Annotated in this window: 18 protein-coding genes; 7 read left to right on the plus strand and 11 right to left on the minus strand. The window is 51.9% G+C overall.

What is annotated here, in order from left to right; genetic code table 11:
* Positions 1–37 precede the first annotated feature (37 nt).
* Entirely contained in the window at positions 38–601 is a 564-nt protein-coding gene (locus tag LDL70_RS02150; protein WP_225686543.1) for a hypothetical protein, read from the minus strand.
* Positions 602–825: 224 nt separating this feature from the next.
* Here LDL70_RS02150 and LDL70_RS02155 point away from each other — a divergent pair, with 224 nt between their 5' ends.
* The gene (locus tag LDL70_RS02155; protein WP_225686545.1) at positions 826–1,539 is read left to right on the plus strand and encodes a DUF6683 family protein; all 714 of its coding nucleotides are present in this window, start codon (positions 826–828) and stop codon (positions 1,537–1,539) included.
* A gap of 20 nt (positions 1,540–1,559) precedes the next feature.
* On the opposite strand, the gene LDL70_RS02160 is transcribed toward LDL70_RS02155, so the two are convergent.
* Together LDL70_RS02160 and LDL70_RS02165 are read right to left on the minus strand one after the other, a co-directional pair.
* Positions 1,560–3,347: a monovalent cation:proton antiporter-2 (CPA2) family protein gene (locus LDL70_RS02160; RefSeq protein ID WP_225686548.1), complete on the minus strand. Its 1,788-nt coding sequence runs from the start codon at positions 3,345–3,347 to the stop codon at positions 1,560–1,562.
* A 132-nt stretch (positions 3,348–3,479) separates the two neighbouring features.
* Positions 3,480–4,223 (minus strand): hypothetical protein, encoded by a 744-nt coding sequence (locus tag LDL70_RS02165; RefSeq protein WP_225686550.1) that lies wholly within the window; start codon positions 4,221–4,223, stop codon positions 3,480–3,482.
* Between the two features lie 276 nt (positions 4,224–4,499).
* On the opposite strand from LDL70_RS02165, the gene LDL70_RS02170 reads away from it, so the two are divergent.
* Complete coding sequence (locus LDL70_RS02170; RefSeq protein ID WP_225686560.1) at positions 4,500–5,180, plus strand: lysozyme inhibitor LprI family protein; 681 nt, start codon at positions 4,500–4,502, stop codon at positions 5,178–5,180.
* Between the two features lie 117 nt (positions 5,181–5,297).
* Here the strand turns inward: LDL70_RS02170 and LDL70_RS02175 are convergent, their stop codons facing one another.
* From LDL70_RS02175 to LDL70_RS02200, 6 genes are all read right to left on the minus strand, one after another.
* On the minus strand, positions 5,298–7,694 hold the full coding sequence (locus tag LDL70_RS02175) for a TonB-dependent receptor (protein ID WP_225686569.1): 2,397 nt from the start codon (positions 7,692–7,694) through the stop codon (positions 5,298–5,300).
* 165 nt (positions 7,695–7,859) lie between these two features.
* Entirely contained in the window at positions 7,860–8,819 is a 960-nt protein-coding gene (locus tag LDL70_RS02180) for a FecR domain-containing protein (protein ID WP_225686578.1), read from the minus strand.
* Positions 8,816–9,346 carry an RNA polymerase sigma factor gene (locus LDL70_RS02185; RefSeq protein ID WP_225686586.1) on the minus strand — a complete coding sequence of 177 codons (531 nt, stop codon included), beginning with the start codon at positions 9,344–9,346 and terminating at the stop codon, positions 8,816–8,818. Before LDL70_RS02185 ends, LDL70_RS02180 begins: the two co-directional genes overlap by 4 nt.
* 306 nt (positions 9,347–9,652) lie before the next feature.
* A complete protein-coding gene (locus tag LDL70_RS02190) occupies positions 9,653–10,774 on the minus strand; it encodes a porin (protein WP_225686588.1) in 1,122 nt (373 codons plus the stop codon).
* A gap of 153 nt (positions 10,775–10,927) precedes the next feature.
* Complete coding sequence (locus LDL70_RS02195; protein ID WP_225686590.1) at positions 10,928–13,114, minus strand: OmpA family protein; 2,187 nt, start codon at positions 13,112–13,114, stop codon at positions 10,928–10,930.
* A 205-nt stretch (positions 13,115–13,319) separates the two neighbouring features.
* Complete coding sequence (locus LDL70_RS02200; protein WP_225686592.1) at positions 13,320–14,651, minus strand: PLP-dependent aminotransferase family protein; 1,332 nt, start codon at positions 14,649–14,651, stop codon at positions 13,320–13,322.
* Positions 14,652–14,753: 102 nt separating this feature from the next.
* Here LDL70_RS02200 and LDL70_RS02205 point away from each other — a divergent pair, with 102 nt between their 5' ends.
* The 5 genes from LDL70_RS02205 (at position 14,754) to LDL70_RS02225 (ending at position 19,760) form a co-directional block, all read left to right on the plus strand.
* On the plus strand, positions 14,754–15,716 hold the full coding sequence (locus LDL70_RS02205) for a nitrate ABC transporter substrate-binding protein (RefSeq protein ID WP_151158516.1): 963 nt from the start codon (positions 14,754–14,756) through the stop codon (positions 15,714–15,716).
* A 132-nt stretch (positions 15,717–15,848) separates the two neighbouring features.
* Complete coding sequence (locus LDL70_RS02210) at positions 15,849–16,733, plus strand: ABC transporter substrate-binding protein (RefSeq protein WP_220159087.1); 885 nt, start codon at positions 15,849–15,851, stop codon at positions 16,731–16,733.
* On the plus strand, positions 16,730–17,650 hold the full coding sequence (locus LDL70_RS02215; protein WP_151158515.1) for an amino acid ABC transporter permease: 921 nt from the start codon (positions 16,730–16,732) through the stop codon (positions 17,648–17,650). The genes LDL70_RS02210 and LDL70_RS02215 overlap by 4 nt, the downstream gene beginning before the upstream one ends.
* A complete protein-coding gene (locus tag LDL70_RS02220) occupies positions 17,647–18,432 on the plus strand; it encodes an amino acid ABC transporter ATP-binding protein (protein ID WP_370637749.1) in 786 nt (261 codons plus the stop codon). Before LDL70_RS02215 ends, LDL70_RS02220 begins: the two co-directional genes overlap by 4 nt.
* A 134-nt stretch (positions 18,433–18,566) precedes the next feature.
* A complete protein-coding gene (locus LDL70_RS02225) occupies positions 18,567–19,760 on the plus strand; it encodes a M20 aminoacylase family protein (protein ID WP_028233281.1) in 1,194 nt (397 codons plus the stop codon).
* Positions 19,761–19,923: 163 nt separating this feature from the next.
* On the opposite strand, the gene LDL70_RS02230 is transcribed toward LDL70_RS02225, so the two are convergent.
* The gene (locus tag LDL70_RS02230; protein ID WP_221719386.1) at positions 19,924–20,514 is read right to left on the minus strand and encodes a 3'-5' exonuclease; all 591 of its coding nucleotides are present in this window, start codon (positions 20,512–20,514) and stop codon (positions 19,924–19,926) included.
* An 89-nt stretch (positions 20,515–20,603) separates the two neighbouring features.
* Positions 20,604–21,512, minus strand: a complete 909-nt coding sequence (locus LDL70_RS02235) for a LysR family transcriptional regulator (RefSeq protein WP_116086726.1) — start codon at positions 21,510–21,512, stop codon at positions 20,604–20,606.
* Positions 21,513–21,590: the final 78 nt, after the last annotated feature.

The following is a 21,590-nucleotide window of genomic DNA, read 5'->3' on the forward strand; positions in this document are numbered from 1 at the left end:
TATTTGTCATCTTTAAACTTTTCCCCGAACAACATATTCAGTGCACGGCAGCGGCACGCAGGGATTGGTCGAATGCAGCACGCGCCGGACGCGACAGCGCAGATACAGATTGGGAGAACCATTCTGCAATATCCTGCCCTGCTGCCGGTGCAGCCAGACCGGCTCCGGTGCTGAAATTTCCGATCGCCTGAGGGTGTTGGCTGAGCGCTGCGGTAATGCCACCGGCAAAGAAACCGGCATCTTTTGCATGGGGAAACCACACGCTACCGTCTTTCTTCTCAGCCTTGTCCAGCATAGCGCTATTCGCAATAAGCCCCGCCCACTGCTTGCCCAAACGCTCTGCCTGCCCATGTGTCAGCATAGCAGATGCGTATTGTTGCAGGGCTTTGCGCCCGCCAATATTGCTCTGCAAATGATTGGCTGTTTCCGGCAGATTTGCTTCAACCGCAACGGCCAGTTTTTCAAGCTTTGCAGCATCGATATCGGTTGTTGCACCGATGAAACTGTCCAATGTGATATTGGCCGCAAAAACCGGCGCACTATACAATGTTGCAATTGTAATAATGATTTTCAGTGCCGGTATTTTGCGAATGATTGTCATAGCTGTTTCAACTCATGAAATAGGTGAAATTGTTCCATTGACTGAAATATTCAATATCAGCGCTTGCCGGTGGTGACATTACACTTATTATTTCAACTGTGGTCAATCAAAGGCGCGTTCTCAGACTTTTATGAAGCTTTGGCCACTTTATGGACACAGAAAAATCATCTGCTACCATGATCTGAATATTCTGAGCTTTCCTCAACGTGATACGGAGAGACTGCATGAGTAGCAAACGCCTCTGCTGGGCGGTTATCCTGTTCCTCGGAGTGCCGAATTCCGGCATGGCGCAGGATTATCTGTTCCAGAATTTTGCGGCGAGCGATGCGCTCGGACAGATGCATCAATCCATGCGTGATAATATGATGCCCTCTGCGCGGGAGCGCCCTGCACCGCAGAGGAAAAGCAAGCAAAGAGCAGTCTCCACAACCTATCTTGCATCTCCGGCTGTATCATTACGGGTGCAAAGACAATTTACGGATTTCGTGGAAAAAACATCGGGACGTCAGGCCGGACAGCAAGTGCGGGAAATCTTCCGCAAACGTAATCCGGTCGCCAGCTGGGTCAGTATTGTTAAGGCAGACGGATTTCGCTCCGGCGATGTGGTTGATGCCGTTGCTGCCTATCTGATCCTGAACTGGATGATGGCCAATGGCAGCGATAATAATCAGCAGCAAGCGAGTGCTGTGCGGCAGCAAATCCGGCAGGCCTTGAGCAATAATCCGGGATTTTCCCGCTTGGGTAATGATGAGCGTCAGGCGCTCGCTGAAACCTCAATGCTGAATTTTCTTGTCCAGCATGCGGCCTATATTGATGCGCTCAAACGCGGTGACAAAGTGATGATTCGCCGTCTCAGTGATGCGGCGGTTGCCCGTTTTCAAAACCAGATGAATATGAACCTGCGGGAAGTGAAAATAACCGCAGCGGGCTTCCGGTGAAGTCTGATGCATGCTGACGGTTATTGAGGCGTATCTTCTGCGGTGCTTGTTCTTGCCGGTGGGGTCAGCGGTTCCGGCACAGGGATGCCGGTGAGTAATTGTTCGCGTCCGGAAAAAATGTCACCCTGAACCTGTTCCGTCAGACGTTTGGCATCACGGCTGCGGATATCATAAAGCGTATCAACCGCGCTTTCATCATCAAGACCGAGCTGGCGCAGCCCTTCCATACCGAAGAGCAGTGCGGATTCAAAAGTCTCACGCAATTCGAAATCAACACCGGCCTTGCGCAATTCAATGGAATGGGTTCGGTCAAACGATCGTACAAGAAGTTTTGCAACGGGAAAATGCTGTTTAATCAGATCAACAATGTGATTGGTCACTTTGGGATCATCAATACAGATCATGATGATTTCAGCTTCATCTGCGCCGGAATGATGCAAAATGTCGAGCCGTGATCCGTCACCATAGAAAATCCTGAAACCGAATTTCTGCGCTTCACGGATACGGTTCGGGTCGGATTCAATGATGGCGACTTCTGTCTGATGTGCCAGCAGCAATTGCGATGCGATCTGCCCAAAACGCCCGAAGCCGATCAGCAAAACCCTGCCTTTCAGATTGCAAACCGGCTCAACGCCGTCAAGGGAGGCGGTTTCCTGTTTCATAAACCGTGCGCCTGCCAGCAGGATCAGCGGCGTGACGGCCATGGACAGAATAATCACCGTTGAAAACAATGCATTGTCGCGGGCATCGATAAGGCCGTTGCCGAAAGCTGAAGTGTAGAGCACGAAAGCGAATTCACCGCCCTGCGCAAAGAGCAGGGTACGTTCCAGTGAATGATGGTGACTTGAGCCGAAAAGCCGTGCAACACTGTAAATCCCGACGGCTTTGGTAAGAATATAGGCAATCAGAAATAAGAGGATCGTCGGCCAGTCGGTTGCGACAATGCCGAGATCGAGCGACATGCCGACGGCAAGAAAAAACAGTCCCATTAAAAGCCCTTTAAAAGGCTCAATGTCGCTTTCAATCTGGTGACGATAACTCGATCCGGAAAGCATAACGCCGGCCAGAAAGGCACCCATTGCCATGGACAGGCCGCTGGCTTCCATCAGCAATGCGGCGCCGAGCACAACAATCAGGGCACCGGCAGTCAGAACTTCGCGAGCACGGGCGCGTGCCAGCAAGGCAAAAAACGGATCAAGCAACCATCGTCCGACGGCGATCAGCAGCAGAATGGCGCCGACGGCAATTGCGATGCCGGTCAGGCCGCTGGCCTCCTGCTGCTGGGGTGCAAGAAAAGCCACCAGTGCCAGCAGAGGCACGATCATCAGATCTTCAAGCAGCAGAATGGAAACGGCTTTTTGTCCCTCAGGCGTCGCGATCTCACCGCGCTCCTGTAGCATGGACATGATGACGGCTGTCGAAGACAGGACAAAACCCGCTCCGGCAATCAGGGCTGTGACGGGCGCAAGACCAAGAAGCATTCCGACACCGCTGAGCAGGGCAATACAGCCGAGAACCTGCGCCAGGCCAAGGCCAAAAATCTGATGCCGCATCGTCCAGAGTTTGCTTGGTCGCATCTCCAGTCCGATGACAAAGAGAAACATGACAACGCCGAGTTCGGAGAAATGCAGTATTGTGGCAGGGTCAGTAAACAGCCCCAGAACGGATGGTCCGACAAGAGCACCGGCAGCGAAATAGCCAAGTACAGAGCCCAGACCAAGTCTGCGAAAAAGCGGTACAGCCGCCACACCTGCTGCGAGAAGTACCACTGCCGGTCCGAGTGTTTGTCCAAGCCCTTCTGCTGCCATAGACGCTCCGTTCCGAATGTTGGATTTTAAGTATTGCTTATATAAAAAGACATTATTTTTGTATTGCGGTCAATATAATTGCCGAAGGGGAAATCCCCTCCGGCCGGTTTGCGGGTGTTTTCATCCGGCAGTTCAGCAGGAAGGAACGCGGCTCTGACCTTCAAGGGTGAAGCGCCCGTCTGCGCCGCGCTTATAGACTTCCTGAAAACTCTCTGATCCGCTCTTGTAGGAAACCGTAATGCTTTTGCCTTTTTCAGCGGCAGTAATCATGCCGGTAACTTCTTTGGCTGTTGCTTCATCACGGGCATCGGAGAAAGCGACTGGGATGCGTGCGATTTCAACAGGACCGGATGCGCCAAGTTCGGTCAGAACGCCGAATGAGCAGAAAAGTCCCTGTCCGCCGCCACCGCCTTCCGTGTAGAGAACCGGCGCGTCAGCAATATCTGCGCTCCATCCCCAGTTGTCTGCGGGATTGCCGACAACGCCTGTCATGCCGACATTCAGCCATTCACCCTGAGATGTATAGGGATATCGCGGTTCGCCTGCATCATGGTCCAGATAATGGACAGCATTGAGACCTGAGCAAGCCTGACTGGTGCATTCATTGGCACCGGTACTTACAAGGGCAACACGGGTATCAGATAACGGGATGAATGCTAAAGGCACAAAAAGAAAATTATCATCGCCGACTGTGACTTTGGCCTCACTGCGCGCAGCTTTCGGGAATGCAACTTCAAAGGCTGCGGGCACACCGGCGGGAACGACATCGCGGTTTACGGCTGTTATTTCAAACAGGGGTTGAGCAGAGACTGCAACTGCCGGAACTGTCAGGAAAGTAGCCAGACCGCAAATGAGGGTAATATTGCGATATCTCATATAACCGCGACTCCAATAATGTTGTTGTGTTGGCGTAAATTTTACGGGGCTCATAAAGAGCATTGTTTTTATATCTGGCGCAACAGGAAACAACAGAAGCTTCCGGAAGATATAATTTGCAATTATTGTTTCGATGTCAAAATTGTTGCTGATGAAATTGTGTAATCTATTGTGATGCGCTGATGCGTTGATGCGGTTTTATGGAAATTCATTTTTGTATAGGTTGTTGATATTCGGTCTGACGACGGTTCATATTTGCACTGAAAGGCTTTCATAATGCTGATTTCTTTGATGCATAAATCCGGCTGGGCGCTGGCGGCTTTAACCGCAGGTTTGATGACGGCTCAGGCGGCGCCTTCCTTTGATTGTGCAAAAGCATCCGGTGATGCCGAGAAGGCTATTTGTGCATCTGCGGAGATTTCTGCAGCGGATAAGAAACTCGCTGAAACCTATGCGGAATTGCTGAAGAAGCTGGATAATGAAGCGGCCGCAGCCCTGAGGAATGATCAACGGCAGTTCATTGCAGACAGAGATGAACTTTTCACTCTGACCACACAAACGCAGGAGAGGCTGACGGAACGGCTTGAGTTTACGCTGACCAACAGGGAGAAAATCCTCAGTGCTGTTGAACCAACGCCTCCGGCGGGATTACAGGGAACATGGCGTAACAATAATGCGCTGCTCACAATCTCTGCCGATAAAGCGGGCAAGCTTACATTCGACGGCAATGGCACGGAACAGGTCACAGGCTATTGGACATGCAATGCTGAAGGTGTTGTAGAGCCTGATGGCGAAGCAAAAGGGAAAGTTGCTGTCGATAATGGCTGGACGATAGAGCTGACCCGTGCAGGTTCAGTTTTGAAGCTCACGGAAAACGGGCCTTCCGGCACTGTGCCTTATTGCGGTTTGAACGGTGCAATGGCCGGTACATATTTCTATGTCGGTGCTGCACATTAGAGCTCCGTGCCCCCGTTGGACGCACAAGGGGCGCACAAAACTCGCTCTGGCACTTTAAAATTATGCTCTAAGCGGAGCGCTGAAGTATCATCAGCGCTCCGATCATTTTTATGCGGATCAGAAACGCAGTGTCATGCCGCCGATAACCGTGCGGCCACGGCCGAGTTTTTGTGCATCCATATATTGCGCAGGCTTGTAAGCCTGATTGGTGATATTCTCAATATTGAGAAAGAAGGTCGCATTTTCATTATATTTGTAGGAAGCATAGGCATCTGCAAGCATATAGCCTTCAACATCAATCAGCTGAGGTCCCATCGGCGGTTTCACCGCTTTGGTCTTGCCAACACGGCGGATTTGTCCGCCGATTGTCAGTTTTTCATCCAATGCGCGGAAACCGGCATTAATGGTCACAGTATAGTCCGGCAGGCCGTTCAGCTCGCCAATACCAAAACCGTCCGACCACATGCCATAAGGCAGGTCTGTTTTGGTTTTTGAGTAGGAAATACCGGCAAAAGCAAAGCCGCTGTCATAATTGGCTTCCAGTTCAAAACCTTTGATACGGGTTTTACCCGGTATATTGATGAATTTCAGCATCGGCATATTCTTCATCGAGTAAGGGCCTGATGTGATGTAATTTTCAACATCATTGCTGAAATAATTGGCTTTCATGCGCAGGGCATCGCCGGAGGCCAGCACATCTTTTTCCAGCACATTCACACCGAATTCCCAACCCTTGCTGGTCTCGCCTTCGAGATCAGGATTAGGACTGGTCGGGTTTGGTGTCTTGCCATGTGCGCCAGGGAAGAAAGTTTCAGTCACAGTCGGCGGACGGAAGGTTTTCGCATAGGTGCTGTAGAGCTGGATGCCGTTCACAGGTGTTACAGCCAGTGTGACCCGCGGGTTGAGGCTGCTGTCAGACCGGTCTATTGCTTCTAGCACGGTTTCGCTGCCGCGTTTTCTGGCAACATCACCCTGCAGCCGGAATGTGTCATAGTGGAAGCCGGTTGTCAGATCGAACATGCCATAGGAGAAAGTCGCATCGGTAAACAGGCTGCCAATGCCGATTTTGCCGTCCCCGGGGCCGCCTGTGCCCCAGGACTGACCATTGGTCACATCATCATGATAGTATGCGCCGCCATAGGTCAGTTTCAGCGCAATATCATTGGTCAGATCCAGATGACTGCGATTGGTGACATCAATCCCCATACCCTTATCGCGGGTGAACTGCCCTGCATAATTTCCTTCCGTAAATCTGACCTGCGCATCATTATAATAGGCGTTAACGGTCAGATCGATCAGGTCATTATCGGGCGTGAAATCATAACGCGCCGTATAAGTCTGATTGCGATAGGTTTGCGGTTCACTGCGGATTGTGGATTTATTATTATACCAGACACCGCCCAGCAGCAGTTTGTGATCCTCACCATTGCCAAATTCCAGTTTGGCAAGGCCGGACTTCAGATCTTCCTGCTGGTTGGGATTGATCAGGCGGCGACCTTTTTCATCCACCCCGCTTTTCGGTGCGCCGGAGTCGCGACGGTTGAAAGCGCCCATAAAACCGATACCGTTTTGCGTGCGTGCACCGGCTGCAGCCATTCTTGACCAGTCATAGGCATTATTACCGAATTTAATGGTCGACATGGCACCATAGGAATTGCCGGGCAAGATCACATCATCAATACCCAGAGTGCGGAAATTGGCCGCCCCGCCCAGCGTGCCGACACCGGCAGCACCACCCAGAGAACCGCGCCCCATATCCATTCCGGCGAGCAGATCACTGTCGACAAAGGCAGAGCCGCCGGACACGCCATGTCCCATCACGCGGATATTCTGACGGGCACCGTCAATCATCATATTCACACGGCCATAGCCTTCCATGCCGCGTATATTGACCGCAACACCGGCACCGGACATTGCCTTGCGGGTAAATGTGCCTGCAGATGCGCGCAGGGCATTATCAATATTACCGGCATTCTTCTCCTGAAGTGTAGCCGCATCAATGGAGGTTACCGCCGCAGTTGTTTCATAAGGGGCATCTTTACCGGCAACCAGACCGCTGACACTCGGCGTGCCGGTGTTGACGGTAATCACATTCAGCTGCACATCCGCATTACCTGCCTTTGCTGCATTCTGTGTGCCGGGGCGGATCAGGGTGAAAGAGCGCGCATCATTGCGGCGATAGGAATAGCCTGTGCCGCTGAGCATTTGTGCAAGTGCCGCATCGACACTCAGCTTGCCTCGCACGGGTGCGGTGCGGATATTGGCGGGCAGGGTGCCGTCAACAAAAATATTCGTGCCGGTTTGCGCTGCGAAGCGCACAATCGCGGAAGACAGTGGTTGTGCAGCAAGCGAAAAGTCACGTTTTGCTTCTGCGGCAGCCGTCGCAGTTGCTTCAGGCTGCTGCGCATGAGCCGCAGGCATAATGAGTGCAGCAATCGCCACAGAACAGGCCCATATTTGCGGACGCAAAATCATACGCTTTTTGAGGTTTCCGCTTTTTACCGGCAATGGCATTCCGTTTCTCCAGATCAGCAAACAGGTTCTGACTGTAAGACGGAAAGCTTTTGTGATTTTCTGATAAAAATTATCATATTTTAAAAAATAATTTGAAAGAGCAGTTTTCCGCTAATTTGAAAGTGTTAGAGCGACCTATGTGTGCCCAATCTGGCACACGGCGCTCTAGGCGCTATAAATCAGCGTGCCCCATAGCGGTATATGGCGGGTCTTAATCGGCAAAGTTTGGGTGAGTTGTGTCAGCACCGTATCAATGTCCTGAATATTGATGACCAGTGTCACCGGACGTTGTGCAAGACTGCTATCCATTAATATCAGCTGCTCTGCCGACCAGCGATTGAGCACCTGAACAATATCACTCAAAGGCTTGTCGATGAAAACCAGCCGTCCTTCCAGCCATGACAGATCAATCTGGTCGTCCGCAGGCAGCGGAGCGCTGATCTGCTGCTTTTCATAAGTGAGTTTTTGTCCCTGCTGCAACGTGACGGATTGTGCAGCATAATCAATGCGAACAGCATGTTCTGTCACCAGAACTTCAGCCAGATCATTGAGCAAAGCAATATTGAATTTTGTGCCAAGCGCTGTCACACGGCCGGAAGCTGCCTGAACAGTGAAAGGCGCCTGACCGCGTGCAACGCTGAAATAGGCTTCGCCGTGATGCAGGATAATATTGCGCTGCGTCTCTGTTATTTTGACGGACAGAGCAGTGCCGCCGGACATATGAATTTGCGAACCGTCCGCTAAAGCCACAAGACGGCGCTCTCCGCTGGCAGTTTGAAAATCCGGTGCGGTTGTTTTCATCACGCCATAGCTGCCTGCGCCAAAAGCGGCGAGCAACAATAATTTGCCGAAATTGCGCCGGTTCATGCGGCGCGTGGTCTTGCGTTTTTGTATCCGGTGCATCTGCGCTGTACCTGCCCAGAGTATTTCCGCTTTTCTATAGGCCTCGGCATGGTGCGGATCGGCTGCAATCCAGCGCCGATGCGCGGCTATTGTCTCTGCATCGGCTTGTCCGTCACTCAGCACTGTAAACCAGTCGATTGCCCTGCGCATCACCGGATCGAGTGCCTGTTCGGCCTCCGCGCTCCAGTGTTCATTGTCGCTGATATCTGGTTTGGTGGTCATGCGCGTTTACCTGTCAGACCGTTTTCCGCCTGACTGATGCGATATTGCAGATGGATCATCACGCGGTTCATCTGACTATAGGCAGTTTGCAGCGGCAGATGCAATTCACGGGCAATGTCAGCAAATGTCTTGCCGTCAAGCCGCATGAGATAAACCCGACGCGGAATATCCGGCACTTCCGACAAAGCCTGTTCGAGTATGCGCATGAATTCAGCACTGATCAAAATTTCATCGGCCAGCGGCGCGGGATCGGCAAATGTTTCGCTTAATGCGGCGGTGTGGCCTGCCAGCGGGTTCAGTTTCTGGCTGCGGGCATGGTCGGTCTGCAAGTTAGCAGCTACGCGGAAAAGATAGGCTTTGTGATTATCGGGCAGGGTTGCAAATTTATTCTTACGCGCTGAGGTCATCAGGCGCAGAAAAGTCTCCTGAGTCAGGTCTGCCGCCACATCCTGCGCAGCACCGCGGCGACGCAGGAAACGTTGCAGCTCTGCGCTGTAATTTCTAAAAAGGGAGGTGAAGTTCCACATTATCAGGTCAAAAACTACCGCTACCGCATAAAGGATTCTGTCAGGAATTTTATGTGTGTAGTAAATATGACTTAAATAATCAAGTTAATCTATGTATTTGTATCCAGCTAATAAATGCCTCGCCGGAGATAAATGATCGGCAGGGGGGCAGATACAAAAAAACACGGTGAAAAGTCTCCTTTTCACCGTGTCTTCCCAACGTGGCTTTCATTATTAGTTTTTCAAAGACTGGAGGTCAGAAGAACTATTAAATATCCACGTCTGTTAAGGAGAATAATCGTTGAAAAATCTCCTTAATACTGTTCATCAGAAGGAGCGCTGGAAACGAACCACACCGCCGACAGCATCTTTTTCACCACTGAGAATACGAACAGGATGGTCTTTTTTCCATGTGGTGTAGTTGAATTCCGGAGTGATGGTGAAACCCGGAACCAGCTGATAGGCGACATTCGCAGCAAAAGCAGTTTTGCCCCAATCTTCATAAGCAGCCTGAATGTTGAAAGTCGCATTGTCGGTTGCTTTGTACTGCGCACCACCCCAGACAGCCCAGTCACCACCCCAGTTTCCATACATGCCGGTATTCTCTTCATAAGAAGCGTAACCGCCCTGCATCCACAGGGAGAGTGTGTCTGTTACATTCACATCAAGGCGAACTTTACCGGCCCATTCTTCAAGATTGGAGTCATAGGCGACAGTGCCTGCAATAGCGCCCCAACCCTGTTCAAATTTCAGGCCGCCAACAACATGCGGCATATAGCTGTCGATACGGTTGTTGAAATCGCGCTGCAGCCAAACACCGGAGGCATCATCATAATAATTATCTTGCCCTTTATCGCCGCCTTGTTCGAGCGATATGATAGCTGAGAAACCATTGCCGCCGGCAAAAGTGTAGCTGATCAGATTGGTGCGGTAATAACCGGCTGCAACCACATCATCATTGATGATGTCGCCGAGATATCCGGTGAAAGTATGAAATGCGGATTCATCCAGCCCCATCCGCAGGCCGCCAAGCTGTATATAAGCATAATTCAGCGTATGGGCGCCTTGTGAACCATTTGAGAAGTTGAAGCGGTTTTCAGTAAAAGTTTTGAGCGTGCCCAGTTCGGTTTCCGAAGTGGTATAGGTGCGCAGAGTGAAACGTGCGAGTTTATCCCAAGTGTCTTGATGGTCGCCATTCACATCAACATAACCGAGCTTGCTGCCGGTGTAGGGATCATCGCCAAAAGATGCATCGTAACGAACATATCCGCCGATGCGTAAGCAGGTTTCTGTGCCGGGAATGTAAAAATAGCCCGCGCCGTAAGCATCGCAAACGCGCACATATTCCACGGCTTCCGGTTCCGGCGCAATAACAGCGTCGGCGGCCTGCGCTCCGGTTGCCGCAATAAGTGCAGCAACAGAGCCAAGAAGAAGACTCTTAATAGTCATGGCGTTTATCCCGCTTAGCTTTGTCAGTGTGAAATCTACTGGCTAAAGTTTACGGGTTGTGGTCGCTCTTACTACTGTAGAATCTTGCAGGATGCGGTGTAAATTTCAGAAAGCCGGTCAGGAATTGACGCCTGACCGGCTTGTTTTTGCATTTTATTTGCGTGCAACGGGGCGGACCAATGGTGTCACGCGTCTGATGGTAACGCGGCGGTTTTCCTGCTCGGCAGCTTGCGTGCGGATTTTCAGGAAGCGTTCGCCATATCCCTGCGTTACAAGGTTTTCTGCCGGAATGTCATAGACTTCTGTCAGCAGGCTGGCCACGGATTCCGCGCGCTGGTCGGACAGCACGAGATTTGAGCGGTCAGAGCCGATAGCGTCTGTGTGCCCTTCAATGAAGAAGGTTTCACCAGGGTCTTTGGCGAGCACTTTTTGCATTGCGCTTGCAACTTTGCGCAGGGTTTTGGCCTGCGACAGTGAAACCTCGGCACTGCCGGTGGCAAAGTGAATTGTATCGAGATCGATACGGCGCACCTTGTCACGCAGACGCGCTGAGTGACGGACTTCATCAATCGTGTAGACACGTTCAACCCGTTCTACAGGCGGCTGAGCAAGGAAGTCATAGAAGTCACGTTCCGGATCTGCAGCGACATCAATAATATAGTCACTGACAGGAATGGTCAGCCGCATCGGCGGCAGATCATATCCGACATCGAAGATCGCCGCACGCGGAGTGTCATCATATTCAGGTGCATAGATCATCAGATATTCATTGCCGTCACGGTCGATACGTGAGCGCTGCAGAATATCGCCGTAACGGTCATAGATGGTTACGATCTCGTAGCCGCCGGGACGTACAATGGTTTCACGCAGGCGGCCGCGCGGCAATTCATCATAATAGGAACGCTCGGCATCACGACGCAGGCGGGGACGATCATCGCCACGGACGAAGATGCGGTCGCCCGTCTCCAGAATGATGCGGTTATCAACTTCCTCAACGACTTTCACATTGGTGATATTGTTGATTGTCGTGTTATTAATAACGGTATTATTCACAACCGTATTATTGATGATATTTGTAGTGTCCGGAACCACAAAGGCTGGTGCATCTTTGATGCGCGTGCCTTCTTCTTTGAGATTGGCTTCAATTTGCTGCGGCAGGTTTTCAGAGATCGTGGCCGGAATTTCAACCTGAGCAGCGGCATCATTCACAGGCGGAGGCGTATTCTGCTCCTCGGCTGCACGCTGTTGTTCACGCTGTTTACGGCGCTCTTCTCTGGATTGGTTGCCGCCGAAATTATCCGCATCCTTATCACTGTCAAGAATGGCGGCTCCGTTTTCAACGGGCAGAACAATGGTTTCATCTGTGCTGGCAGGATCTTTGGCAATCTCCTGCTTTTGCTCAGGTGTACGCTCGTCAATAATTTCAGCTTTCGGTTCGGCAGGCTGTGTGTTTTCAGGCTGCTGAACTTCCTGCTCCGGCTGTGGCTGCTGCACCGGCTGATCCGGCTGTTTGGCCGGTTCAGCCTCTTGTTCCTGAGGCTTTTCATCCGTCACAGGCGGCAGAGGGGCAGGTTGCTCAGGTGTTGTCTGAGGGACAGGCTGTTCTTCCGGTTGCTTTACAGGCTCCTGTTCGGTTGGTGCAGGAGGTGTTTCTTCGGATGGAGCAGGTTTCGGTTCAGGCTCCGGTTTAAGGTCAGGCTTTGGTTCTGGCGCTGGCTTCGGCTCCGGGCTTTCCTTGAGCTTGGATTGCTCTGCTGCCTCTTTGGCCTGCTTTTCTGCTTCTTCGTCTATAGCTTTTTGCTGGTCAGCATTTTTCTGCTGTTCCGCAGCGTCTTGCTGTGCCCGTTCTGCAGCCTGTTTTTGTTCTTCTGCCTGTCGGGCAGCCTCGTCCTGCGCTGCTTTTTGCTGCTCTTCAGCTACACGTTTCGCCTCTTCTTCGGCAGCACGCTGTTGTTCAGCGGCACGTTGCTGTTCTGCAGCCTGTCGTTCAGCTTCTTCCTGAGCGGCTTTTTGCTGCTCTTCAGCTGCACGTCTGGCTTCTTCTTCGGCCGCACGCTGTTGCTCGGCGGCACGTTGCTGTTCTGCGGCCTGTCTCTCAGCTTCTTCCTGAGCAGCTCTTTGCTGCTCTTCAGCTGCCCGTCGCGCTTCCTCTTCGGCTGCGCGCTGTTGTTCCTCAGCCTGTTGCTGACGCAGCATCTGGTCGTCAGCCGGCTGTTCACTGTTTTCCTGTGCGAGGATGATCGGGGCTTCTGATGTGCCGGCCTGAACAGGCTGCATCATGATGGAAGCCGAGAAAGCCGGAAAAACAACTGTTGCGAGCAGTTTAGAACGAAAACTCATAATCCCTCTCCTTAGGAAGGCAGAAATTGCATAGGTTGCATTTCGTCAATTCCCGATCGAAATAACACTTAATTGCCGGTGCTTATTATTTGCTGATTTATGGCAAATTTCGGCGATATGAGGAAATGGTTAGTTCACGTTTTATGAACCTTTGCTGAATGTCAGAGAGCAGAGGTCTTATGAGTATAGTAAAATCCGGCCGTTACTAAGCCGGTTTGCTGGCGAGAAATGCAGCTCGCGCGACATCCTCCACCTGATGATCCTGTAATGTGCTGGTTGCAATACGCACGGCTGCCAGCGGGCGGACGGAGAATTTGGAACCCGGTGCCACGGCAATATTGCGGGCGGCCAGCGTAATCAGTGCAAATTGTTCGGATTCCACCGGCATCAGACAGCACAGACCATGATTGTCCGGAATGTTTTTGCCGTGAGCGGCCAATGCCTGCTGAAAATAGCTGGCACGCTGCCGGTAAATCTGCTTTGCCTGCTCCAGACTATGTTGCGTTGCCTCATCCTTGAGCAGCCATGCCACTGCCGATTGCAGAATACGGCTTGTCCAGCCGGAACTGAAACTACGGTAAGACTGGATTTGTTCAACAAGGCTGGCTGAGCCGGAGAGAACTGCCAGACGCAAATCAGGACCTAAAGTCTTGGAATAAGACAGAATATGGACCACCCGATCAGGAAAACGTGCGCCGAGTGTCTGACGCGGTGCCATGGCAATGTCGGCAACACCGTCATCTTCAATGATGAGTGTATCATGCCCTTCCAGAACATCACCCAATGCCATCAACCGTTCTTTGCTCATGCAATGGCTGGTCACGGAATGAACCCGTGGCTGAAACAGAAACGCGGCAGGTTTCTGCTCCAGAGCGGATGCCAGAGAAGAGGGTAGCGGGCCCTGATCGTCACAGGTGACCGGAATGATTTTAGCACCGAAATCTTCAAGAATATCAAGCAGACGCATCGCTGTCGGATCTTCAATGGCGATGGATGATCCGGGCGTTACAAGGGCATGAATAAGCGTGTAAGTGGCGTTATAGCCGCCATTGGTGGCCAGAAAGGCTTCCGGCTCATAAGGCCAGTCGCGGCGTACGGCCTCTTCAAGCTCAGGTAATATGCGCACACGCTGATAGCTGTTGAGACCATCCGCCTGCGCACCATGGCGCAAAGCCTGTTCCAGTGATGGCAGTAAAGCTGTGTCCGGTATGGCCATTGAAAGATCCAGTACATCATCGCCGTAATTGCCGAAGCTCATCAATCGTGCCGGTTTTGCTGCAAAATGATCGCCGCTGACCCATGTGCCGTTGCGGCCTTTGCCATTGATAATTTTGAGCTTACGCAATTCGCTCAAGGCCTCGGAGATGGTGGCGGGGCTGATCCCCAGAACATAAGCCAGATCACGGATCGGCGGTAATTTAGTGCCGACCGGCAAGGCGCCGCGTCTGATTAATCCTGCCATGTCGCGGGCAATGCCGCGCATCGTGCGGTCTTCAAGGTGGCGGGCAAACCACTCGCTGGAGAAATCAGGCACCATAACTATTTATCCGATTTAATGTTCAGTAACATAATAATGTTTGATCGGTTCAATTTGAACATTTAACTTCATTTGTACAGAGGAAATTTTGAGGGAATATTTATGCCGGTTAAATTGCGTATCGCTGTGCGTGACTGGGATTATCTGACGCCGCTGGCTTTGGGCGATGTGCGTTCTGAAAAGCTTGATGTGATTGTTGACCGTGTGGGCACGCTGGTTTCTCATCCGGGAGAAGATGAGGCTCATGAAGCGTCCGAAATGTCATTTAGCCGTTACGTTTCTTTGCGTGATGAGGGCGATACCAGCATTACCGGCATTCCGAATTTCATCATGCGCGGTTTCCGCCATCGTTGCATCATCACCAGTACAGACAGCGGTATTACCGGTTTTGAACAGCTGAAAGACAAGAAGATCGGCGTCACCGGCTGGCGCGATTCCGGCAATACATGGACACGTGCGGCACTGCGCCGTCATGGCATCGGGGTTGAGGATGCCTATTGGTATGCAGGCCGCCTGACAGAAGCGCATCCGGTTACAGATCGTCTGGACGGTTTTGGCCGTGCAGGCCGGATTGAGGCTATGCCGGGTGAGCAACCGATGATGGATGCCCTGCGCGAGGGTGTGCTGGATGCGGTATTCACACCCTTTATGCCGGATGGTTATTTTGGCAAAAATTCCGGTTTCCGTCAGGTGCTGACCGATTTCCGCAGTGCGGAACTGGCCTATTATAATGATGTCGGTTACGTGCCGGGCATGCATCTGATGGGTATCAAGCCGGAAATTCTGGCAGAACATCCATGGGTGGCGCAGGAACTGAGCGATCTCTTGGATGAAAGCCAGCGTGTGTGGACAGCAAAGCGCCGCAAATATGCGGAAACCACGCCGTGGATGCTCGATGAATTGCTGAAATGCGCACAGGATTTGCCGGAAAACTGGAATGTCAGCGGTATCGCCGCCAATGAGGCGATGATCAATGATTTCGCTGAGGAATTGCATTTGCAGGGTATTTTGCAGCGCAAACTGAGCGTTGAAGAACTGTTTCCGTTTTATGCCAACAAGGCGTGATTGCGCCAGCCAAAGCGTATCCCGAAAAGTGCGAAGCGGTTTTCGGATAAGATACGCGTAAAAACAAACAGACAGAGCATTTCCTGTCATGGAAGATAAGCTGGAAATGCTCTGAACTATTGGGAGAGTGAGATGAAAAAAACTATACTGGCAGCTGCTGTATTTGGCAGCGTTTTTGCACAACAGGCTTTGGCTGAGGATGTGAAAATTCCGGAACAGGCATTGAATGAGGCGCTGCGCGCCCGTCTGCCGGAGGAAATCATCAAGGCCGGTGTTATTAATGATGTGAATTCCGGTTCCTTTCCTCCTTACCAGATCATCAATGGTAAGGACGTGAACGGCGCTGCGACTGACATGACCGATGCACTCGGTCAGCTGCTCGGTATCAAAATCACCCATTCGACAGTCAGCGGTCTGCCATCGGTTCTGAGCGGTATTTCTGCCGGACGTTACCAGCTTGGCTTTGGGCCGAACGGTGACTTCCCGTCCCGTCAGGGCGCCAATGATTTTGTCGACTGGGTGCGTGAATATGTGGTTTTCGCGGTGAAGCACGGCAATCCGGAAGGCATCACATCGCTGGATACAGCCTGTGGTAAGCGCATTGCTGTAATGGCAGGCGGTTCGGCTGAAAAAGTGATCAAGGAGCAGAATGAGAAATGCACAGCAGATGGCAAGCCGATTGAAGTGCAGTCTTATAATGACCAGCCAAGCTCTATTCTGGCCGTGCGCTCAAACCGTGCCGATGCGTTCTTCTCATCACAGGCACCTCTGACCTATTTTGTTCAGCAGTCCAATGGTCAGCTGGAACTGGCTGCAACCGGCCAGAAAAACGGCTTTGACGACTTGTATCAGGGCGCAGTTCTGCCAAAAGACTCCCCGCTGAGTGAAGTGTTCCGCGACGGTATCCAGATGCTGATCGACAACGGCACCTATGCCACGATCATGAAAAAATGGGGTCTGGAAAAAAACATGATTGACAAGGCCGGTATCAATCTCGCCGGAAAGACCGCGCAATGAGTGAGTTGCGTGGTTCAGGCGCAGCCGTGGGTGATGTCGAACGTTTCGACGTCGCCCGTGCGCGCGCACCCTTTCCGCTGAAACGTGTGATCCTGTGGGCTGTTGTTCTGGGTGTGGCACTCGATTTCGGGATTATTGTTGCCAATAATCCGAATTTCGGCTGGCCGGTCGTTGCCGCTTATTTCTTTGATTCAACAGTGATGGAAGGGCTGTATATCACCCTCAGCCTGACCGTTGTGGCGATGATTATCGGTGTCGCGCTTGGCCTTATTCTGGCAATTGCCCGCATGTCGCAGGACAGGCTGGCAAGCTCGCTGTCCAATCTGTTCATCTGGTTCTTCCGCGGTACGCCGCTGCTGGTGCAGTTGATCTTTTGGTACAATCTTTCAACATTGTTTCCGAAAATCTCGCTTGCTATCCCGTTCGGCCCGACACTTGTCAGCTGGAATACCAACGACCTCATCACACCGCTGACCGCTGCGATTGTTGGTCTGGCGCTGAATGAAGCGGCCTATATGGCGGAGATTATCCGTGGCGGCCTGTTGTCTGTTGATAAAGGACAGGGCGAAACCGCAGCCGCTTTCGGTATGACACGGGCACGCGCATTGCGTCGTATCATTATCCCGCAGGCCATGCGTTCTATCGTGCCGCCGACAGGGAACCAGCTGATCAGCATGATTAAAGCGACATCACTCGTCAGTGTTATCGCCATGGCCGATCTGCTTTATTCTGTTCAGTCGATCTATAACCGCACATTCGAGGTTATCCCGATGCTGCTGGTGGCGGTTGTGTGGTATCTGCTGATTACATCCGTGCTGAATGTCGGACAGAGTGCAATTGAACGTCATTATAACCGTGGTGAACGCGGCGATGCGGTCAAAGACGAAGCACCGGTTCAGATACAGGAGAATGCATGATGGATAAGACCACCAATATGCAAAAACCTCTTGTTCATGCCCATAATGTGCACAAAGCCTTTCACGGTATTGAAGTGCTGCGCGGCATTGATCTGGAAGTGCGCTCGGGCGAGGTCGTGGTCATTCTCGGGCCTTCCGGTTCGGGCAAATCCACCTTCCTGCGTTGTATCAACCGGCTTGAAACCATCGACAAAGGTTCGATTTTTGTCGATGAGCAGCAGATCGGTTATAAATATAAAAACGACCGCCTGCTGCCATTGTCAGACCGTGCTATCGCCAAACAGCGCAGCCAGATCGGTATGGTGTTCCAGCAGTTCAATCTCTATCCGCATATGACTGTTTTGCAGAATGTGATTGAGGCTCCTGTCGGTGTTCATGGCCGCAGCAAAAGCGAGGCTATTGAAACGGCCAAGGAATTGCTGGCGAAAGTCGGTATGTCCCACAAAATCAATGCCTATCCGCGCCAGCTTTCCGGCGGGCAGCAACAGCGTGTAGCGATTGCCCGTGCACTGGCCGTAAAGCCGAAACTCATCCTGTTTGATGAACCGACTTCCGCGCTTGATCCGGAACTGGTGGGTGAGGTGCTGACAACCATGCGCAGTCTCGCCGATCAGGGGCAAACGATGATCGTGGTCACTCACGAAATCGGCTTTGCCCGTGAAGCCGCAGACCGTGTGATCTTCATGGACGGTGGCAAGGTGGTTGAAGAGGGCACACCGGAAGAGGTGATCGAAAATCCTCAGCATCCGCGTACCCGCAGCTTCCTCAGCCGTTTTATCTGATAAAAAACAACACGCCGAAGACAAAACCGGCGTGTTTTGTATATATGATACAGTAGTTTGAGTCTCTGACCGCAATGCAGCATGCCTGCCGATAAATATTACAGGAGATCCCGTTATGAGGACGGGAGCAGACCATGACACAGTCCGATAATTTCGCCCGTATCGCCGATCTTGAACCACGCCGCAGCGCATTGGAAGAAATCCGCCATCATCTCCATGCCAATCCTGAATTGTCTTTCGAAGAAGAAAAGACCGCAGCCTATGTCGCTGAAAAGCTGGAAGGCTGGGGCTATGACGTTACCCGCAATGTCGGCGGTCATGGTGTTGTCGGCCGGCTGACTGTCGGTACCGGCGGTCGCAGTGTTGCGATCCGTGCCGATATGGATGCGCTGCCAATTCTGGAAAAAACCGGTCTGCCTTATGCAAGTACAGTGGCCGGTAAAATGCATGCCTGTGGTCATGATGGTCATACAACTATGCTGCTTGGTGCGGCTGAACATCTGGCACGGACAAAGAATTTCAACGGCACTGTCACACTGGTATTCCAGCCGGCAGAAGAAGCCGGTGAAATCAGCGGTGCGCAGGCAATGATCGCGGACGGTCTGTTCGAGCGCTTTCCGTGCGATGCGATTTTCGGCCTGCACAATCATCCGGGTGCGCCGGAAGGTACTATTCTCACCCGTTCCGGCCCGATGATGGCCGCGGCTGATACGGCTTATATCAAAGTCATCGGCAAAGGCGGTCACGCCTCCCGCCCGCATCTGACCGTTGATCCGGTGATGGTCGCCTGCAGTCTGGTGATGGCTCTGCAAACTGTGGTTGCCCGCAATGTCGATCCGACAGAAACAGCGGTGATTACAGTCGGCACTATTCACGGCGGCGAAGCATCCAATGTTATTCCTGATGATGTTGATCTGGCTGTGAGCATCCGCTCTTTCTCACCGGTCGTGCGTGAGCTGTTGCAAAAGCGCGTTTGCGAACTGACTGAGCAGCATGTGGCAGCCTATGGCGCAACAGCTGAGATCAAATATGAACTGGGTTATCCGGTGGTAGTCAATTCCGATGCGGAAACCGCTTTTGCGACGGAAGTAGCGCGTGAGCTGATCGGCGATGCCAAGGTTTCAACCTGTCCGCTGATCCCGGGCAGCGAGGATTTCTCTTATTTCCTCCAGCACAAGCCGGGCAGTTTCCTGCGTCTTGGCAATGGTGTGGATTCAGCCGTGCTGCATAATCCGAAATATAACTTCAATGATGCAAATCTGCCGGTTGGTTCTGCCCTCTGGGCACGACTGGCTGAACGTTATCTGGCTGCCGGTGGTAATAGCTAAAGCATGTCTCCCAAAAGTGGGCACCGGTTTTGAGATAAAGACATGCGTTAAAACAAAGAAATAGAGCGGGTGCAGCGGATCCGATTACATGCAACACGCTCTTGTGAAACGTATCTGAGAGATAAAAAGGTGGTTCGCCACCTTTTTATATGCACTCCTATCATTATTTTCTGCGGCTGGTGCAGGCTTCATATCCGTTGGCAAAGAGACGTCCGGCACGCATACCGATCATGCGCGGCATGTCCGCCAATGTGGCGGCACCCACAGAATGTGCCATAGCGATTGTTGCCTGAGCACAGATCGCAGCATCTTCCGCAGCATTATGATGATGAAAGCTCAGCCCAAGATAATCAGCAAGAATATTCAGTTTGTGTGACGGCAATTGCGGCCAGACTTTTTGTGCCATTTTGACGGAACACAGATAATGCAGTTCAGGATAGCTTTGCTGATATTGATCCAGCGAAGCGCGCCAGACACTGAAATCAAAAGCTGCATTATGGGCAATCATTGTGGCTCCCATAAAATCATCGGCGAATTCATCCATCACTTCCGGAAATTCTCCGGCATCTTCCACATGCTCCGGACGAATGCCGTGGATGGCAATGTTGAAAGAGGAAAAGCGCATAGTTTTCGGCCGGATAAAGCGCTCTTCAACCCGCACAACCTGACCATCTTCAATCCATGCCAAACCGACAGAACAGGCGCTGCCACGTTGCTCATTGGCAGTTTCAAAATCAATTGCAATGGTTTTCACGGGATGCTCCGGCACTGTCTGTATGTGTTGTTACTGGAGAATAATAAGCGCATGGTCAAGAACCGGAGCTGCTGATGGCGGTAAAGCCGTCAGATGGCACTCCATTCTTCCATTCTCTCACGAATGAGATTGCGCAGAATGGGAAACATCGGCGGCTGTGAACGACCGGACAGACGAATGATGGCGAATTGCGACGTGTCTGAAACCGGACGCACAGGAACTTCCACCAATTGTCCTGATGTTATCAGCTCATGTGCCGGTGCGATAACGCCGTAATAAATGGTCTGACTGCTCAATGTGGTCTGAAGCAACCCGTCAATCGCGTCGGAGTGGAAAGTTACGCTCTCATCGGGATGGGCTTCCGGTCCGTAGATCGCGACCATATTGCGTATCTGCTCCGGCGCGAGGATTGTGGTTGCCAATGGCCATGGCCGCAGATCAGAAAATTTGACTTGTTGATTTTGCAGCAAGGGATGCCCCTGACTGACCAGAAAACCTGTGCGCAATGCGGGCAGCATTTCAATATGCAGATCTGCGGTTATCGTCACACCTCTGATCTCCACGACCAGCATGTCCAGCGTTCTCTCCCGCAATGCCTGCACCTGCAGCGGAATGGAACCGCGCATCAGCAGAATATGCAAAGACGGATTGGTGGTGGAAAACCGGCTCAGAAGCGGCGCTGTGAGCAGGGCGCTTGGTGTTGATCCAAGCCCGATCCTGATCCTTCCCGCACTGCCTTCATGCTGCTGTTTGACCACACGATAAAGCTCTTCTGTCTCGAACAATACGCGGCGTGCATGGTCGAGCACCACATTGCCAAAAGCCGTGACTTCACAGCGCTTGCCGATGCGGTCGACCAGCTTCATTCCCAGCTCGGCTTCCAGCTGCGCAATACTGCGCGACAGTGCCGGTTGGGTGAGATGCGCATGTTCCGCTGCCCGTGTGAAAGAGCCTTTCTCAGCAAGCGCAATAAAATGTCGTAATTGCTGAATGTTCATGAAACTTTCCTAAACTGGTATGCCTATTATGCATGATTATCAAATTTACTATGCATTGGACAAATGAAAATGCACCTC

The sequence above is a fragment of the Pseudochrobactrum sp. XF203 genome (assembly GCF_020341615.1).
Classification (GTDB): domain Bacteria; phylum Pseudomonadota; class Alphaproteobacteria; order Rhizobiales; family Rhizobiaceae; genus Pseudochrobactrum; species Pseudochrobactrum saccharolyticum.

Excerpts from the sequence above, each read along its gene's own strand:
- LDL70_RS02165 (WP_225686550.1), bottom strand. The coding sequence starts at position 4,223 with ATGAGATATCGCAATATTACCCTCATTTGCGGTCTGGCTACTTTCCTG.
- LDL70_RS02190 (WP_225686588.1), bottom strand. The coding sequence starts at position 10,774 with ATGACTATTAAGAGTCTTCTTCTTGGCTCTGTTGCTGCACTTATTGCG.
- LDL70_RS02155 (WP_225686545.1), top strand. The coding sequence starts at position 826 with ATGAGTAGCAAACGCCTCTGCTGGGCGGTTATCCTGTTCCTCGGAGTG.
- LDL70_RS02195 (WP_225686590.1), bottom strand. The coding sequence starts at position 13,114 with ATGAGTTTTCGTTCTAAACTGCTCGCAACAGTTGTTTTTCCGGCTTTC.
- LDL70_RS02235 (WP_116086726.1), bottom strand. The coding sequence starts at position 21,512 with ATGAACATTCAGCAATTACGACATTTTATTGCGCTTGCTGAGAAAGGC.
- LDL70_RS02175 (WP_225686569.1), bottom strand. The coding sequence starts at position 7,694 with ATGCCATTGCCGGTAAAAAGCGGAAACCTCAAAAAGCGTATGATTTTG.
- LDL70_RS02160 (WP_225686548.1), bottom strand. The coding sequence starts at position 3,347 with ATGGCAGCAGAAGGGCTTGGACAAACACTCGGACCGGCAGTGGTACTT.
- LDL70_RS02180 (WP_225686578.1), bottom strand. The coding sequence starts at position 8,819 with ATGACCACCAAACCAGATATCAGCGACAATGAACACTGGAGCGCGGAG.
- LDL70_RS02220 (WP_370637749.1), top strand. The coding sequence starts at position 17,647 with ATGATGGATAAGACCACCAATATGCAAAAACCTCTTGTTCATGCCCAT.
- LDL70_RS02215 (WP_151158515.1), top strand. The coding sequence starts at position 16,730 with ATGAGTGAGTTGCGTGGTTCAGGCGCAGCCGTGGGTGATGTCGAACGT.
- LDL70_RS02200 (WP_225686592.1), bottom strand. The coding sequence starts at position 14,651 with ATGGTGCCTGATTTCTCCAGCGAGTGGTTTGCCCGCCACCTTGAAGAC.
- LDL70_RS02185 (WP_225686586.1), bottom strand. The coding sequence starts at position 9,346 with ATGTGGAACTTCACCTCCCTTTTTAGAAATTACAGCGCAGAGCTGCAA.
- LDL70_RS02225 (WP_028233281.1), top strand. The coding sequence starts at position 18,567 with ATGACACAGTCCGATAATTTCGCCCGTATCGCCGATCTTGAACCACGC.
- LDL70_RS02150 (WP_225686543.1), bottom strand. The coding sequence starts at position 601 with ATGACAATCATTCGCAAAATACCGGCACTGAAAATCATTATTACAATT.
- LDL70_RS02210 (WP_220159087.1), top strand. The coding sequence starts at position 15,849 with ATGAAAAAAACTATACTGGCAGCTGCTGTATTTGGCAGCGTTTTTGCA.
- LDL70_RS02170 (WP_225686560.1), top strand. The coding sequence starts at position 4,500 with ATGCTGATTTCTTTGATGCATAAATCCGGCTGGGCGCTGGCGGCTTTA.
- LDL70_RS02205 (WP_151158516.1), top strand. The coding sequence starts at position 14,754 with ATGCCGGTTAAATTGCGTATCGCTGTGCGTGACTGGGATTATCTGACG.